This window comes from Pseudomonas sp. J452, assembly GCF_024666525.1.
GTDB lineage: Bacteria > Pseudomonadota > Gammaproteobacteria > Pseudomonadales > Pseudomonadaceae > Aquipseudomonas.
Genome location: NZ_CP088294.1, coordinates 365684 through 381477 on the forward strand (window position 1 = coordinate 365684; position 15794 = coordinate 381477).

Genomic DNA, 15794 nt, shown 5'->3' on the forward strand with positions numbered 1-15794 from the left:
GGGGCTCGGGTCAGCGCGTCCGCTACGGCGGGGGTTTCGGCGGGCTAGGCATCCCCACCTTCTTTCTCAAACAGGCTAGGCATCCCCGCTGAGAAAGCCGCGGAATTATGCCGATTACTGCAAAAATAGCAACCTGCTTTATGCTCAGTGCTTTCGCCACAGCCAAGGAGCAGCGCATGGAATATCGTCAACTGGGCCGCAGTGATCTCAAGGTCAGCGCACTGTGCCTGGGCAGCATGACCTGGGGCGAGCAGAACAACGAGGCCGACGCCTTCGCCCAGATCGATCGCGCCAGCGCCGCCGGCATCAACTTCATCGACACAGCCGAGATGTACCCGGTACCGCCGCGCGGCGAGACCTACGGCGCCACCGAACGGATCATCGGCAACTACTTCAAGGCGCGCGGCAATCGCGGCGACTGGATCATCGCCAGCAAGATCGCCGGCCCCGGCAATGGCATCGACTACATTCGCGACGGCCAGCTCAAGCACAACCGCGCCCACCTGGTCGCCGCCCTCGACGCCAGCCTGCAGCGCCTGCAAACCGACTGGATCGACCTGTACCAGCTGCACTGGCCAGAGCGCAGCACCAACTACTTCGGCCAGCTCGGCTACCGCCACCAGGAGCAGGACTTCACCCCGCTACAGGAAACCCTGGAAGTGCTTGGTGAACAGGTGAGGGCCGGCAAGATTCGTCATATCGGCCTGTCCAACGAAACCCCCTGGGGCATCATGCAGTACCTGCAACTGGCCGACCGCCTCGGCCTGCCGCGCATGGTCTCGGTACAGAACCCCTACAACCTGCTCAACCGCAGCTTCGAAGTGGGCATGGCGGAAGTCGCGATACGCGAGCAGTGCGGCCTGCTGACCTATTCGCCACTGGCGTTCGGCATGCTCTCCGGCAAATACGACAATGGCGCGCGCCCCATCAACGGCCGCATCACCCTGTTAAGCCGCTTCACACGCTACACCAATCCGCAAGCCCAGGCCGCCTGCGCCCGCTACGTGCACCTGGCGCGCAAGCACGCACTCAATCCGGCGCAGATGGCCCTGGCCTTCGTCACCGCACAGCCTTTTGTCACCAGCAACATCATCGGCGCCACCAGCCTGGAGCAACTGGAGTGCAACCTGCGCAGCGTCGATCTGAAGCTGAGCCCGGAGGTAGTGGCAGGGATTGAGGCGATCCAGCGCGAGCAGCCCAATCCGGCGCCCTGAGACAACCGACAGCGAATCGCGCCGGGGCCACCCCTGCGCGACCAGCGACACGCGAAAATGAAAAAGCCCGGCACTCCGCCGGGCTTTTTCATCTCAGCTGCACCTTACAGGGCGCGACTGATGATTTCCTTCATGATCTCGTTGGTGCCGGCGTAGATGCGCTGTACCCGCGAGTCGGCCCAGGCGCGGGCGATCGGGTACTCCAGCATGTAGCCGTAGCCACCGTGCAACTGCACGCACTCGTCGATCACCTTGCACTGCAGATCGGTGCTCCAGTACTTGAGCATCGCCGCAGTCGGTACATCCAGCTTGCCCTGCAGGTGCAGCTCTAGGCAGCGATCGACGAACACCCGACCGATCTGGATCTCGGTGGCCATCTCGGCCAGCTTGAAGCGGGTGTTCTGGAAGTCCGCCACCGGGCGGCCGAACGCCTTGCGCTCGCGGGTGTAGTCCTTGGTCCACTCGAGCGCCGCCTCGGCGGAGGAAATGGCCAACAGGCCCACGGTCAGGCGCTCCTGCGGCAGCTCCTGCATCAGGTAGACGAAGCCCATGCCCTCCTTGCCCAGCAGGTTTTCCTTGGGTACGCGCACGTCCTGGAAGAACAGCTCGGAGGTGTCCTGGGCCTTCATGCCGACCTTCTCCAGGCGCTTGCCCTTGGCAAAGCCCGGGGTGCTGGCCTCGACCAGGAACAGGCTGATGCCCTTGGCCCCAGCCTTGGCGTCGGTCTTGGCAACCACGATCACCAGATCGGCGAGGAAGCCGTTGGTGATGAAGGTCTTCGAGCCGTTGATCACGTACTCGTCGCCATCCAGCACGGCGGTGGTCTTCACTCCCTGCAGGTCGGAGCCAGTGCCCGGCTCGGTCATGGCGATGGCGGTGACCAGCTCACCACTAACCAGCTTCGGCAGGTACTTGTGTTTCTGCTCCTCGGAGCCGTAATGCAGGATGTACGGCGCAACGATGTCCGAGTGCAGGGAGAAGCCGACGCCGGACAGCCCCAGGCGCGACTGCTCCTCGATCACCACGGCGCTGTAGAGGAAGTCGGCACTCATGCCGCCGTATTCCTCCGGGATGTGCGAGCAGAGCATGCCGGCTTCACCGGCCTTGTTCCACAGGGCACGGTCGATATGGCCGTCCTTCTCCCACTGGGCGTGAAACGGCACCGCCTCCTGCTCGAAGAATTTGCGCACGGACTCGCGAAACTGCTCGTGCTCGTGACTGAACAGGGTTCTTGGAATCATTGTTGTACCTGCATCTGAGTGGTCATTGAGTGAGCAACACTCTAGGCCAGGCCCGAAGGAGTAGACACTGGACACATGCGACAAAAAATAAGACGATCCAGCCACTGAATGACCGTTTCACCACCAATAAGAATAATTGCCATGCCTGCGACAACCGCCCTGACCCGCATCTGCATCCTCGCCACCGAAGGTGTGTTCGCCGCCACGCTGATGCAGGCGCGCGACTTCTTCCACATGGCCGGCCTGCGCTACAGCAAGCAGCAAGGCCTGGACCAGGCCACCAACTTCCAGATCCGCGTGGTCAGCCCGGACGGCCAGGACGTGACCAGCTTCAGCCAGGCCAATATCCAGGTGGATGGCGTTCTCGAAGCGGCCGACGTGATCATCCTGCCAGCCTTCTGGGGCGACTTCGACGAGCTGCGCCAGCGTTCCCCACAGATCATCCCCTGGTTGCGCGACCAGCATGCCGCGGGCGCCGCCCTGTGCGGCGAAGCCACCGGGGTGTTCTGGATGGCCGAGGCCGGGCTGCTCGACGGCAAGGAAGCGACCACCTACTGGCGCTTCTTCCGCGAGTTCGCCGAGCGCTTCCCCAAGGTCCTGCTGAACCAGGAAAAGCACCTGTCGGATGCCGACAACCTGTATTGCGCCGGCGGCGTCACCTCGGCCTGCGACATGTACATCTACCTGATCGAACGCTACTGCGGTGCCTCCATCGCCCAGGGCGTGGCCCGCGACATCCTCTACGAGACCCAGCGCAGCTACAGCCCCGGACGCATCGGCTTCGGCGGGCAGAAGCTGCACCAGGACGTGGCCATCCTGCAGGTGCAGCAGTGGCTGGAAGAACATTTCGCCGAGAAATTCCGCATCGAGGACGTGGCCCGCGAGCACGGCATGAGCATCCGCAACTTCATGCGCCGCTTCCAGGCCGCCACCGGCGACAAGCCCCTGCACTACCTGCAGCGCCTGCGCATCGAGACGGCCAAGAGCCTGCTCAGCTCCACGCGCAAGAGCATCAAGACCATCAGCTACGAAGTCGGCTACGACGACGCCAGCTTCTTCGCCCGCCTGTTCCGCCAGCACGCCGAGCTGTCACCCAACCAGTATCGCCGGCAGTTCCTGCACAAAGACGGCGCCTGAAACGCAAAAGGGGTTGCCAACTGGCAACCCCTTCTTCACATCAGCACAGAGCGATTATGGCTTGTGCGCCCGCGACAGGAACTCGTGGGACTGCATCTCCAGCAGGCGGCTCAGGGTGCGCTGGAACTCGAAGTTCAGGCGCCCACCGCTGTACAGGTCCTTCAGCTCCACTTCGGCGGAGATGATCAGCTTGACGTTGCGGTCGTAGAACTCGTCCACCAGGTTGATGAAGCGCCGCGCCATGTCGTCCTTGGCCACGCTCATCTGCTCGACATTGGCCAGGATCACCGCGTGGTAGATCTTGCCCAGTTCGATGTAGTCGTTCTGGCTGCGCGGGCCGTCGCACAGCTCGCGGAACTCGAACCAGGCTACGTCGTCGCCTTCCTTGCGCGCCATGATCGCGCGGTTCTCGATTATCAGCGCCTTGTTCTCTTCCACCACGCAGTGCTCGGGCAGCAGGCTGCGGAAGCTCTTGTCCAGGCTGACCTCGGCCTCGGCATCCAACGGCCAGTGGAACAGCTCGGCCTGCTCCAGCGCACGCAGGCGGTAATCCACGCCACTGTCGACGTTGACCACGTCGGTGTACTGCTTGACCAGGGCGATTGCCGGGAGGAAGCGCGCGCGCTGCAGGCCGTCCTTGTACAGGCCGTCCGGGACGATGTTGGAAGTCGCCACCAGGGTCACGCCGTTCTTGAACAGCTCGTCCAGCAGGGTGGCGAGGATCATCGCGTCGGTAATGTCGGAGACGAAGAATTCGTCGAAGCAGATCACCCGCGCCTCGTCGGCGAAACGCTTGCCGATGATGGTCAGCGGGTTCTTCTCGCCCTTGAGGGTCTTCATTTCCTCGTGCACCCGCTTCATGAAGCGGTGGAAGTGCGTGCGCATCTTCTGCGGGAACGGCAGCGCCTCGAAGAAGGTGTCGACCAGGTAGGTCTTGCCGCGGCCGACCCCACCCCAGAAGTACAGGCCCTTGACCGGCTCCTGACGCTTCTTGGCGAACAGGCCGCCGAACAGGCCCGGTTTGTTCTTGGAGTCGGCTACCAGATCGTCGTACAGGCGCTGCAGATGACGCACGGCAGTTTCCTGGGCGGCGTCGTGGAAGAAGTCCGGCCGTTGCAGGTCGGCCTGGTAGCGCGCAAGAGGAGTCATGATGGGAAATTCGGTAACAAAAACGGGGCGGTCACTTTAGCGACGCACCCCGTGCTTGGCAATCGGCCAGTAGTCCGGCCCGGCGTTTATTCCTGCGGCGCCAGCGCCTCACGCAGGCGAGCAATGCCAGCCTCGCGTGCGCCGGCATTGGCGAAGGCCGGGCTTTCGCCGATCAATTCGCCATCCAGCCACAGTGCGAAGGCTTCGCCGTGCTCGCGCACATCCAGCGCCTCGCCAGACTGCAGGCGCTTGCTGGCCTGCCCCGCCGCCTTGCCATCGGCAAAGGACTTGGACAGCAACAGCTGCTCGCCAGCGGCATCCAGCAGGCGGAAACGGAAGCTGCCGTCTTCATCGCGGAAACTGACGAAGCGTGCGCCTTTCGTGGCTTTCTTCTGACTACCGCTAGAACTGCCACTCAATGATGGGAGCTTCCCATCAACGTAAGCATGTTTAGCCTTAAACGAACGCAGGCCTACCGCCTCGCGCAGTTCACCGAGGAACGGGGTGGCAGTCTTGCGCGCCTTGGCCGCACCGGCGAGGAGGATGTCCTCCAGATCGGCCGGGCGTTCGATCAGTGCGTGATAACGCTCGCGTGCCTCGCCCAGCTCGTTGTCGAGCAGCTGGAACAGGCGCTGCTTGGCCTCGCCCCAGGCCAGACCGGCGAGCAGCTCGGCGCGGAACTCGGCCTGCTGGGCCGGCGTGGCGAAGGCCTGGAACAGGGTGAACAGGTGCGAGTTGTCCGGGTCCTTGGCTTCGCCCGGCAGTTTGGAGTCGGTGACGATGCGGGCGATGGCGTCCTTGAGCTGTTTGGCGCTGCCGAACAGCGGGATGGTGTTGTCGTAGCTCTTGCTCATCTTGCGCCCGTCGAGGCCGGGCAGGGTTGCCACTTCCTCTTCGATCACCGCTTCCGGCAGGGTGAACAGTTCCTTGCCGTTGCCGAACAGGTGGTTGAAGCGCTGGCCGATGTCGCGGGCCATCTCCACGTGCTGGATCTGGTCGCGACCGACCGGCACCTTGTGCGCGTTGAACATCAGGATGTCCGCCGCCATCAGCACCGGGTAGCTGAACAGACCCATGGTGATGCCGGCATCCGGGTCTTCGCCCTGCTCGACGTTCTTGTCCACCGAGGCCTTGTAGGCGTGGGCGCGGTTGAGCAGGCCCTTGCCGGCAACGCAGGTGAGCAGCCAGCACAGCTCGGGAATCTCGGGGATATCGGACTGGCGGTAGAAGGTCGCCTTGTTCACGTCCAGGCCGCAAGCCAGCCAGGTAGCAGCGATCTCCAGGCGCGAACGCTGGATGCGCGCCGGCTCGTCGCACTTGATCAGCGCGTGGTAGTCGGCGAGAAAGTAGAACGAGTCCGCATCGGCGGCGCGACTGGCGACGATGGCCGGACGGATGGCCCCCGCGTAGTTGCCCAGGTGCGGGGTACCGGTGGTGGTGATGCCAGTCAGGATTCGGGTGGTCATGTCGGTTTCGCTTATTGAATACGAGGCTGAATCAGATCTTTCAGCTCGGGCAACTTGCCGTGAAAAAAGTGGCCGCATTCTGCCACTTTCAGCAGCTCGTGGGCACGTGGCAGGGCCTGGGACCAGGCGTACACCAGCTCGGGATCGATCACTTCATCCTGCTCGGGCTGGATCACCACCAGCTCGCCGCCGTCCGGCAGACGCTCCGGCGCCTGCAGGCGCTGCACCGCTGGGGCGACCATGAACAGTCGCTCGACGGCAATGCCCTGCTGTTCCAGGCGCCCGGCGGTCGCCGCGGCGACGAAGCCGCCGAAAGAGAAGCCACAGAGGATCAGCGGCAACTGCGGCTGCTGCGCGCGCAGCCAGTGCGCAACGGCCTCGGCATCGTCCACTTCGCCGCTGCCCATGTCATGACTGCCGGCGCTGGCGCCGACGCCACGGTAGTTGAAACGCAGGGTGCTGTAGCCCATGTCGCGCACCGCGCGTTGCAGGGTAGAGACCACCTTGTTGAGCATGGTGCCGCCCTGCACCGGGTTGGGGTGGCAGATCAGCGCAACGCCTTTGGCGTCCGGCACTTCAAGGTAGAGGGCTTCCAGCGGGCCGCAGGGGCCGTCGAGGGAGAGAGGGGTTTCGCGGATCAACTGCGGGAACTCCGTGACCCCGGATCGGGTCGACACGTCTTGGTTAGGCACAACGCACAACACGGCTCGCAAGCGGTATACAGCGCGGTTTGGAGCCGCTACCGTAAAGCAAAGCCGTATAGAGAGGAAGGACTCGTGGAACAGACGATCACGCCCTGGTTGCTCCCCGCCATCGCCCTGCTGGCAGGCATCGCCATTGGCTTTCTGGTGGCGCGCCTGCTGCCCAACGCCGCGCCCAATCGCACCCAGCGCCAGCTGGATGACATGCAGCAGCGCTTCGACTCCTACCAGAGCGAAGTGGTGACCCACTTCAACACCACCGCCAGCCTGGTGAAGAAACTCACCCAGAGCTACCAGGAAGTGCAGGAACACTTGTCCGAAGGCGCCAACCGCCTGGCCCTTGACGAGCTGACCCGCCAGCGCCTGCTCGCCGCCCTGCAAACCGACGAAGGCAGCGAGAAACGCGAGCGCCTGACCCCGCCAAAGAACAACGAAATGCCCAAGGACTACGCGCCGAAAGCGCCGGATGCGCCGGGCACGCTGGACGAAACCTTCGGCCTCAAGCGTTGATCTGCGCTTAACCGCCGAGAAAAAGCCCCGCCCAGTGCGGGGTTTTTTATAGGCTATGTACCGGTTACGCGTTGCTACGCAGCGCTCTGGTTTAGGTCAAACGCTCGCGGTGGCTGCTCTGGCTGTTCGTGGGAGCGAATTCATTCGCGATCAGGGCCCGCGCGCCGAGCAGCCTGGCTATCGCGGATAAACCCGCTCCCACTAAAGCTAAATCGTCCGTATCACACGGATCTAGTACATAGCCTTTTACAGCTAAAGCCCTGCGAGATCGCTCTTGTAGGAGCCAGCTTGCTGGTGATTGATCGACGTGCAGCGCTGATTGCCAGCAAGGACTAGGCGTCCCCCTGGCTCCTACAGAGCACGCATCGGGCGACAGACACCGAATGCGGTCGCCCCACGCCAAGCCCGGGCTGAGTGAGCGCGCACAAAAAAGCCCCGCACCTGGCGGGGCTTTTTGATTACAGAAGCTTAGATCGCGCCGCGGCTACGCAGCAGATCGAGCACCTGCTTGACGCCCTCTTCCACCGACAGGCTCTGGGTGTCGATCACCAGATCGGCATTCAGCGGGATGTCGTACGGGAAGGACTCGCCCGGGATGTTGTCGCCAGCGGCGGCATACAGGCCCTGCGGGTCACGCTCGCGGCACACGGCCGGCGAAGCCTGGACGTAGACAGTGAGCAGGCGCTCGTTGCCGATCAGCGCCTTGGCCTGTTCGCGGCCTTCGGCATCCGGGGCGACGAACGCGGCCAGGGTCAGCAGGCCGGCTTCGTTGAACTGACGCGCCACGTGGGCGGCGCGACGCCAGTTCTCGGTACGCCCGGCACGGTCCTGCGGCAGGCCCTTGTTCAGGTCGTGACGCAGGTTCTGGCCATCCAGCACATACACGGCACGCCCCATGTCGAACAGCTTGCGCTCCACGGCGTAGGCCAGGGTGCTCTTGCCGGCGCCGGACAGGCCGCTGAACAGCACGGTGGCCGGCTGCTGGCCGAAGCGGGTAGCACGCTCTTCGGTGGATACGTGGGCCAGTTCACCGTGATGACTGCTGCCACCCGCGCCGACGGCATCGGCGATGATCATGCCGGCACCGACGGTGCCGTTGGTCAGGCGGTCGATGACGATGAAGGCGCCAGTGGTGCGGTTGTGTGCGTAGCCGTCGAGGGCGATCGGGGCGTCGAGGGCGACCTTGACCTTGCCAATCTCGTTGAGCTGCAAGCTGCTCGCCGCGCCCTCTTCCAGGGTATTCACATCGACGCGGTGGGCGATGCTGGCAATCGAGCCCGGCACGTAGCTGGTGGCGCGCTTGATGTCGTATTTCTTGCCCGGCAGCATCGGTTCTTCGGCCATCCACACCAGCATGGCGTCGAAACTGTCGACCACCTGCGGGCGGTTGTCGGCATGCACCAGCATGTCGCCACGGGAGACGTCGATCTCGTCTTCCAGGGTCAGGGTGATCGCCTGGCCCGGACCGGCCTGCTCCAGCTCACCTTCGAAGGTGACGATGGATTTGATCTTGCTGCCCTTGCCCGACGGCAGGGCGATGACTTCATCGCCCTTGCGCACGATGCCGCTGGCCAGGGTGCCGGCGAAACCGCGGAAGTTCAGGTTGGGACGGTTGACGTACTGCACCGGGAAACGCAGGTCGTCGAAGTTGCGATCACCCGCCACTTCCACGGTCTCGAGAATTTCCATCAGCGACTGGCCGGTGTACCAGGGCGACTGCTCGCTCTTGTTCACCACGTTGTCGCCTTTCAGCGCCGACATCGGCACGAAGTGCATCGAACTTGGCTTGAAGGCAATGCCTTCGACAAACGTCAGGTAATCGCTCTTGATCTGCTCGAACACGCCCTGATCGAAGCCCTTGAGGTCCATCTTGTTGACGGCGATGACGATGTGCTTGATGCCCAGCAGCGACGCAATAAAGCTGTGGCGCTTGGTCTGGGTCTGCACGCCGTAACGGGCGTCGATCAGGATGATCGCCAGGTCGCAGTTGGACGCGCCGGTGGCCATGTTGCGCGTGTACTGCTCATGGCCGGGGGTGTCGGCAATGATGAACTTGCGTTTGGTGGTGCTGAAATAGCGGTACGCCACATCGATGGTGATGCCTTGCTCGCGCTCGGCCTGCAGACCGTCGACCAGCAGCGCCAGGTCGATATCTTCACCGGTGGTGCCGACTTTCTTGGAATCCTTGGTGATGGCGTCCAGATGGTCTTCATAGATCATCTTGGAGTCATGCAGCAGGCGGCCGATCAGGGTGCTCTTGCCGTCGTCGACGTTGCCGCACGTCAGGAAGCGCAGCAGCTCTTTACGCTCGTGCTGGGCCAGGTAGGCGAGGATGTCCTCGCTGATCAGTTCGGATTGGTGCGACATATTAAAAGTACCCCTGACGTTTCTTCTCTTCCATCGAGCCGGAAGAGTCATGGTCGATGACTCGGCCTTGGCGCTCAGAGGTTTTGGCCAGCAACATTTCCTGAATGATTTCCGGCAGGGTGCTGGCGGTGGATTCCACGGCGCCAGTCAGCGGGTAGCAACCCAGGGTACGGAAGCGCACCATCTTTTTATGGATGCTGGCTTTCTGCTCAGGGGTGAGGTGTTCGAGGATGCGCTCGTCGTCGATCATGATCAGCGCGCCGTTCATCTCGATCACTTCGCGCTCTTCGGCGAAGTACAGCGGCACAATCGGGATGCTTTCCAGATAGATGTACTGCCAGATATCCAGCTCGGTCCAGTTGGACAGCGGGAATACGCGGATCGACTCGCCTTTCTTGACGTTGCCGTTGTACACGTTCCACAGCTCGGGACGCTGGTTCTTCGGGTCCCAGCGGTGCTTGCTGTCGCGGAAGGAATACACGCGCTCCTTGGCGCGCGACTTCTCTTCGTCGCGGCGCGCGCCACCGAAGGCGGCATCGAAACCGTACTGGTCCAGCGCCTGCTTGAGACCCTCGGTTTTCATCACGTCAGTGTGCTTGGCACTGCCGTAGGTGAAGGGGTTCATGTCCTGAGCCACACCATCGGGATTGGTGTGGGTGATCAAGTCCAGGCCGTACTCTTTGACCATCTTCTCGCGGAAGCTGTACATCTCCTGGAATTTCCAGCGTGTATCGACGTGCATAACCGGGAACGGCAGCTTGCCGGGGAAAAAGGCCTTGCGTGCCAGGTGCAGCATCACGGCAGAGTCTTTGCCGATGGAATACAGCATCACCGGGTTGTCGAATTCGGCGGCCACTTCACGAATGATGTGGATACTTTCCGCCTCGAGCTGTTTCAGGTGCGTCAGTTTATCGAGCATGGCTTATCACAGATCTGGGAATGAACGGCCGGCGGGCCGTGGACGAGCGCGCACTCTAGCACAGCGCCCTCTTCTATTCAGGCAGCCTCTTAGATCGAAAAGATCTAGTTTTATGCCCGAAGAATCAGCGGTTTATATGGGGTTCGGGCAGTCGATAAACAGGTGTTCGATGGCGAAGCGCCGCGCCAGGTAATCACCCAGGGCCTGCACACCATAACGCTCGGTGGCATGGTGGCCGGCGGCGATAAAGCCGATGCCATTCTCGCGGGCGCTGTGGAAGGTCTGCTCCGAGGCCTCGCCGGTCAGGTACAGATCGACCCCGGCGGCGATGGCATTGTCGATGTAGCCCTGGCCACCACCGGTGCACCAGCCGATCTTGCGCACCATGCCCTCGCCTTCCACCAGCAGCGGCTCGCGACCGAGCACTTCCTGCACCCGGCGGGCAAAATCGCGGGCGCTCATCGGTTCGGCCAGCGAGCCGAGCAGGCCTACCACCTTCGGGTTGTTCGGGTCGAGCGGCCCCTCCACGGTGATGTCGAGCTGCCGCGCCAGTTGCACGTTGTTACCGACTTCCGCGTGCAGATCCAGCGGCAGGTGGTAGGCCAGCAGACTGATGTCGTTGCTCAGCAGGGTCTGCAGGCGGCGGCGCTTGATGCCGGTGATGCAGGAATCCTCGCCTTTCCAGAAATAGCCGTGGTGCACCAGCACCACATCGGCCTCGGCCTCCACCGCGGCATCCAGCAGCGCCTGGCTGGCGGTGACACCGCTGACGATACGCCGCACCTGCGGCCGGCCCTCGACCTGCAGGCCGTTGGGGCAGTAATCGCTGATTCGTGCGGCATTCAGGAAGCGGTCGGCTTCCTCGACCAGGGTGCGCAGCGCGATAGCCATACTGATTCCTCACAAGCTGTTGCGGACACTGCCTTCTGCGGCGGTGCCCCTCTATAATGCCGCCACCTTAAGGGCCACTCTTTGCCCTCGCAACCCTCAGGATTTTCCCTCAATGCTCAAGGCCCTGCGTTTCTATGGCTGGCCCCTGCTGGTCGGCCTGCTGCTGGCGCTGCTGATCATCCAGCGTTACCCGCAATGGGTCGGCCTGCCCAGCCAGGACGTCAACCTGCGCCAGGCGCCGCGCTATGGTATCGCCCAGGAAGGTCCGGTGTCCTACGCCGAGGCAGTGGGCCTGGCCGCCCCGGCAGTGGCCAACCTGTACACCACCAAGGTGGTGAGCAAAGCCAGCCACCCACTGCTCGACGACCCGACCTTCCGCCGCTTCTTCGGCGACAACCTGCCCAAGCAGCGGCGCATGGAGTCGAGCCTGGGCTCGGCGGTGATCATGAGTCCGGAAGGCTATCTGCTGACCAACAACCATGTGGTGGCCGGCGCCGACCAGATAGTGGTGGCGCTCAAGGACGGCCGCGAGACCCTGGCCCGGGTGATCGGCAGCGACCCGGAGACCGACCTGGCGGTGCTCAAGATCGACCTCAAGGACCTGCCAAGCATGACCCTCGGCCGCTCCGACCAGATCAACATCGGCGACGTCACCCTGGCCATCGGCAACCCCTTCGGCGTTGGCCAGACCGTGACCATGGGCATCATCAGCGCCACCGGGCGCAACCAGCTGGGCCTTAATACCTACGAGGACTTCATCCAGACCGACGCGGCGATCAACCCCGGCAACTCTGGCGGCGCGCTGGTCGATGCGCACGGCAACCTGATCGGCATCAACACCGCGATCTTCTCCAAGTCCGGCGGTTCCCAGGGCATTGGCTTTGCCATTCCGGTGAAGCTGGCCACCGAAGTGATGAAGGCGATCATCGAGCACGGCCAGGTGATCCGTGGCTGGCTGGGCATCGAGGTGCAGCCGCTGACCCCGGAGCTGGCGGAGTCCTTCGGCCTCGGCAGTCACTCGGGCATCCTGGTCGCCGGTATCTACCGCGACGGCCCGGCGCAGAAGGCTGGCCTGCAGCCAGGCGACCTGATCCTGACCATCGACGGCGAAGCGGCCATCGACGGGCGCCGCTCGATGAACCAGGTGGCGCGGGCCAAGCCCGGCGGACAGGTCGCCATCGAGGTGCTGCGCGGCGGTGAGACCCTGGAGCTGACCGCCGAAATCGGCGTGCGGCCACCGCAAAGCAACGAATAAAGAAAAGGCTGTGTAGCCGTTACGTGTTGCTTGTATGCGGAAGGCACGCGCGGCACCTCTGGCTGTCCGTGGGAGCGAATTCATTCGCGATCAGGGCCAACGCTGAGCCGTCTGTTTATCGCGGATAAATCCGCTCCCACAAAAGCTCAATGACGGGTGCAGCACGCAACGAGCACATAGCCATACTTTGGGCCATTCGCCGCGCACGAGCCGGCGCGCTTAACGGCGTAACTTGGCGCAGTGATCCTGGGCCGGCATGGCGGCGGTGTACCAGACATAGTCGGCGCTGTCCGCCGCCACCGTCTTGCCAACTTCGGCCAGCACCAGCACCGTATTACCCTGCCCGGCCGCCAGATCGCTCAGGTGCAGCGGCACGCCCAGGTCCTTGCGCACATGGAAGGCTCCAGCCAGCAGCACGGCCGGCTGCGGCGCGGCCAGCAGACGCTCGGCCATGCGCCGGTCGCGCTGCTGCTGCACGGCGAGCATGGCCGGCAGCTGGCTTTCCGGGAGCAGGCCGCAATGCGACTCGCGGATATCGGCGAACAGCGCATCCTGCACCGCCGGCGTGGTGGCCGCGCCGCTCGGCAGTGGCGGGCGCTGCTGGTAGATGGCCATGATCTCGCTGCGTTCGAGGTTGGCCGACAGCAACGGATAAGGCTGGCGCAGCGCTTCACTGACCAGCGCGCCATACAGCGACCAGTCCCAGCCCGGCTGCCAGGCCAGTGCGCCGATCAGGTCGCGCGGCGCGTTACCCACGCGGCTCTGCGCCTGCACTTGCGCCACCCGCGCCTGCTGGCTGGGCGTGAGCATTTCCAACAGCAGGCTGCCTTGCGCGCGACGCGCGGCCAACTCGCGCAGCAACCAGAGCTGCAGGGCGTGATGGTCCGGGTTGTCGTGCTGCTCACCGATCAGCAGGCGTGGCGCCTTGGCCAGGCGCTCGACCAGCTGTTGCGGCGTCAGTCGCTCGCCACTGGCCAGCTCGATAATCTGGCCCAGCTGGGGATGGTCGTGCCCCTCGGGGGCAATCGGCGCAGGTGGCGGCAGCCCGCCACTGGACTGGCAGGCCGCCAGCAGGGCTATACAGCAGAGCAACAGAATACGCATGCAAGTTTCCTTAGCGATCAAGCGGCGGTAGCCCGGATGCAATCCGGGGGCCGTTCCCGGATTGCATCCGGGCTACATAAACAGTCAGCGCGCCACGATCAGCGGATGGCCGCGCTCGGGGTGACACTGGATCAGCACCTGCAGACCGAACACTGCCTCTAGGGCGACAGCGTTCAACACCTCATCCGGTGTGCCCAGCACATGCGGGCGCCCGCCTTGCAGCAGGAGCAGCCGGTCGCAGTAGCGCGCCGCCAGGTTGAGGTCATGCAGGATCACCATCACCGCCGCGCCACGCCCGGCAAAGTCGCGCACCGCCTGCAGGGTGGTGTGCTGGTGCAGCGGATCGAGCATCGAAGTCGGCTCGTCGAGCAGCAGGGTCTGCCCCGCCGCGCCCGGCCACAACTGCGCCAGCACCCGCGCCAGGTGTACGCGCTGGCGCTCACCGCCGGACAACGCCAGGTAGCTGCGCCCCGCCAGGTGCGCGGCATCCGCCGCCTGCAGCGCGGCCGCGACGATTTCGGCATCGCGCACACGACCACTGGCGTGGGGCAGACGGCCCATGGCGACCACCTGCTCCACCGCGAAGGCGAAGTTCAGCGTCGAGCTTTGCGGCAGCACTGCCAACCGCTGCGCCCGTGCCTGCCCGGACCAGTCCGCCAGGCGCCGGCCATCCAGGCTGACCTCGCCGCGGGCCGCCGCCAGCTCACCACACAGGGCGCCGAGCAGCGTGCTCTTGCCGGCGCCGTTGGGGCCGAGCACGCCAAGCACTTCGCCGGGGCGCAGCTGCAGGTCGATATCCGCCAGCACCGTGCAAGGGCCGCGCTGGACCGCCAGATTGTTGGCCTGCAGCATCAGGTGCGCCCCCGTACCAGTAGATAGAGAAAGAACGGCGCGCCGAGCAGCGCGGTGACGATGCCAATCGGCAACTCCGCCGGCGCCAGCAGCAGGCGTGCGACCAGATCGGCCAGCAACAGCAGGCTGGCGCCGGCCAGCAGCGAAGCCGGCAGCAGCACGCGGTGATCGGGGCCGACCAGCAGGCGCATCAAATGCGGCACCACCAGGCCGATGAAGCCGATCAGACCGGCCGCGGCCACGGCGGCACCGACGCCCAGCGCCGTACACAGCACCAGCTCCAGCTTGATCCGCTCGACATCGAAACCCAGGTGGCGCGCCTCCGATTCGCCAAGCAACAGCGCATTCAGCGCCGCCGCCCGGCGCGGCAGCCACAGGGCCACACCGACCGTCACCAACAGCAGCGGCCACAGTCGCGAATAGCTGGCGCCGTTGAGGCTGCCGAGGTTCCAGAAGGTCAGGCTGCGCAGGGTGGCGTCATCGGCCAGGTAGGTGAACAGCCCCACCCCGGCGCCGGCCATGGCAGTCATCGCCACCCCGGCCAGAAGCATGGTGGCGACATGGGTCTGTCCATCGCGGCGGCCGAAACGGTAGACCACCGCAGTCACCGCCAGCCCGCCGCCAAAGGCGCAGACCGACAACAGGTACGGGGCGAAGGCCGGCGGCAGGCCGCCCATGTAGCTGCCACCGACAATTGCGATGGCCGCCCCCAGCGCCGCGCCGCCCGACACCCCGACCAGGCCGGGATCGGCCAGCGGGTTGCGAAACAGGCCCTGCATGGCCACCCCGGACAGCGCCAGCACGGCGCCCACGGCCAGGCCGAGCAGGCTACGCGGCAGGCGGATCTGCCCGAGGATCAGCTCGGCCTGCTGCAAGCCCTCGCCCTCCAGCGGCACGCCGAGCAGGCGCAGGGCCGCGTACAGGGTATCGGCCAGCGGCAGGCTGACCGGGCCCAGCGCCAGGGACAGCCACAACGCCAACAACAGCA

14 protein-coding genes are annotated in these 15794 nt (G+C 64.4%); 4 read left to right on the top strand and 10 right to left on the bottom strand.

What is annotated here, in order from left to right; translation table 11 throughout:
* Positions 1-176: 176 nt before the first annotated feature.
* Positions 177-1214 (top strand): NADP(H)-dependent aldo-keto reductase, encoded by a 1038-nt coding sequence (locus tag LRS11_RS01705; protein ID WP_260495260.1) that lies wholly within the window; start codon positions 177-179, stop codon positions 1212-1214.
* A gap of 104 nt (positions 1215-1318) precedes the next feature.
* On the opposite strand, the gene LRS11_RS01710 is transcribed toward LRS11_RS01705, so the two are convergent.
* The gene (locus LRS11_RS01710) at positions 1319-2455 is read right to left on the bottom strand and encodes an acyl-CoA dehydrogenase family protein (RefSeq protein WP_260495261.1); all 1137 of its coding nucleotides are present in this window, start codon (positions 2453-2455) and stop codon (positions 1319-1321) included.
* Between the two features lie 234 nt (positions 2456-2689).
* Between LRS11_RS01710 and LRS11_RS01715 the strand changes: the two genes are divergently transcribed.
* Positions 2690-3592 carry a GlxA family transcriptional regulator gene (locus LRS11_RS01715; protein ID WP_260496842.1) on the top strand — a complete coding sequence of 301 codons (903 nt, stop codon included), beginning with the start codon at positions 2690-2692 and terminating at the stop codon, positions 3590-3592.
* Positions 3593-3646: 54 nt separating this feature from the next.
* On the opposite strand, the gene zapE is transcribed toward LRS11_RS01715, so the two are convergent.
* The 3 genes from zapE to LRS11_RS01730 all read right to left on the bottom strand — a co-directional run bounded on the left by zapE (position 3647) and on the right by LRS11_RS01730 (position 6845).
* A complete protein-coding gene (gene zapE / locus LRS11_RS01720; RefSeq protein ID WP_260495262.1) occupies positions 3647-4741 on the bottom strand; it encodes a cell division protein ZapE in 1095 nt (364 codons plus the stop codon).
* An 86-nt stretch (positions 4742-4827) separates the two neighbouring features.
* Positions 4828-6207 carry a tryptophan--tRNA ligase gene (locus LRS11_RS01725; RefSeq protein ID WP_260495263.1) on the bottom strand — a complete coding sequence of 460 codons (1380 nt, stop codon included), beginning with the start codon at positions 6205-6207 and terminating at the stop codon, positions 4828-4830.
* An 11-nt stretch (positions 6208-6218) separates the two neighbouring features.
* Complete coding sequence (locus LRS11_RS01730; RefSeq protein WP_260496843.1) at positions 6219-6845, bottom strand: alpha/beta hydrolase; 627 nt, start codon at positions 6843-6845, stop codon at positions 6219-6221.
* 138 nt (positions 6846-6983) lie between these two features.
* Here LRS11_RS01730 and LRS11_RS01735 point away from each other — a divergent pair, with 138 nt between their 5' ends.
* Positions 6984-7418: a YhcB family protein gene (locus LRS11_RS01735; protein WP_260495264.1), complete on the top strand. Its 435-nt coding sequence runs from the start codon at positions 6984-6986 to the stop codon at positions 7416-7418.
* 468 nt (positions 7419-7886) lie between these two features.
* On the opposite strand, the gene cysN is transcribed toward LRS11_RS01735, so the two are convergent.
* The 3 genes from cysN to LRS11_RS01750 all read right to left on the bottom strand — a co-directional run bounded on the left by cysN (position 7887) and on the right by LRS11_RS01750 (position 11595).
* A complete protein-coding gene (cysN, locus tag LRS11_RS01740; RefSeq protein WP_260495265.1) occupies positions 7887-9785 on the bottom strand; it encodes a sulfate adenylyltransferase subunit CysN in 1899 nt (632 codons plus the stop codon).
* Between the two features lies 1 nt (position 9786).
* Positions 9787-10704, bottom strand: coding sequence for a sulfate adenylyltransferase subunit CysD (gene cysD / locus LRS11_RS01745; protein WP_260495266.1), 918 nt, complete (start codon positions 10702-10704; stop codon positions 9787-9789).
* A gap of 132 nt (positions 10705-10836) precedes the next feature.
* Positions 10837-11595: a Nif3-like dinuclear metal center hexameric protein gene (locus LRS11_RS01750; protein ID WP_260495267.1), complete on the bottom strand. Its 759-nt coding sequence runs from the start codon at positions 11593-11595 to the stop codon at positions 10837-10839.
* Positions 11596-11707: 112 nt separating this feature from the next.
* Between LRS11_RS01750 and algW the strand changes: the two genes are divergently transcribed.
* Positions 11708-12850, top strand: a complete 1143-nt coding sequence (gene algW / locus LRS11_RS01755; protein ID WP_260495268.1) for a Do family serine endopeptidase AlgW — start codon at positions 11708-11710, stop codon at positions 12848-12850.
* A 219-nt stretch (positions 12851-13069) separates the two neighbouring features.
* On the opposite strand, the gene LRS11_RS01760 is transcribed toward algW, so the two are convergent.
* The 3 genes from LRS11_RS01760 to LRS11_RS01770 all read right to left on the bottom strand — a co-directional run bounded on the left by LRS11_RS01760 (position 13070) and on the right by LRS11_RS01770 (position 15789).
* On the bottom strand, positions 13070-13954 hold the full coding sequence (locus LRS11_RS01760) for a ChaN family lipoprotein (protein ID WP_260495269.1): 885 nt from the start codon (positions 13952-13954) through the stop codon (positions 13070-13072).
* Positions 13955-14038: 84 nt separating this feature from the next.
* On the bottom strand, positions 14039-14806 hold the full coding sequence (locus tag LRS11_RS01765; protein ID WP_260495270.1) for a heme ABC transporter ATP-binding protein: 768 nt from the start codon (positions 14804-14806) through the stop codon (positions 14039-14041).
* Positions 14806-15789, bottom strand: a complete 984-nt coding sequence (locus LRS11_RS01770) for an iron ABC transporter permease (protein WP_260496844.1) — start codon at positions 15787-15789, stop codon at positions 14806-14808. The genes LRS11_RS01765 and LRS11_RS01770 overlap by 1 nt, the downstream gene beginning before the upstream one ends.
* Positions 15790-15794 lie beyond the last annotated feature (5 nt).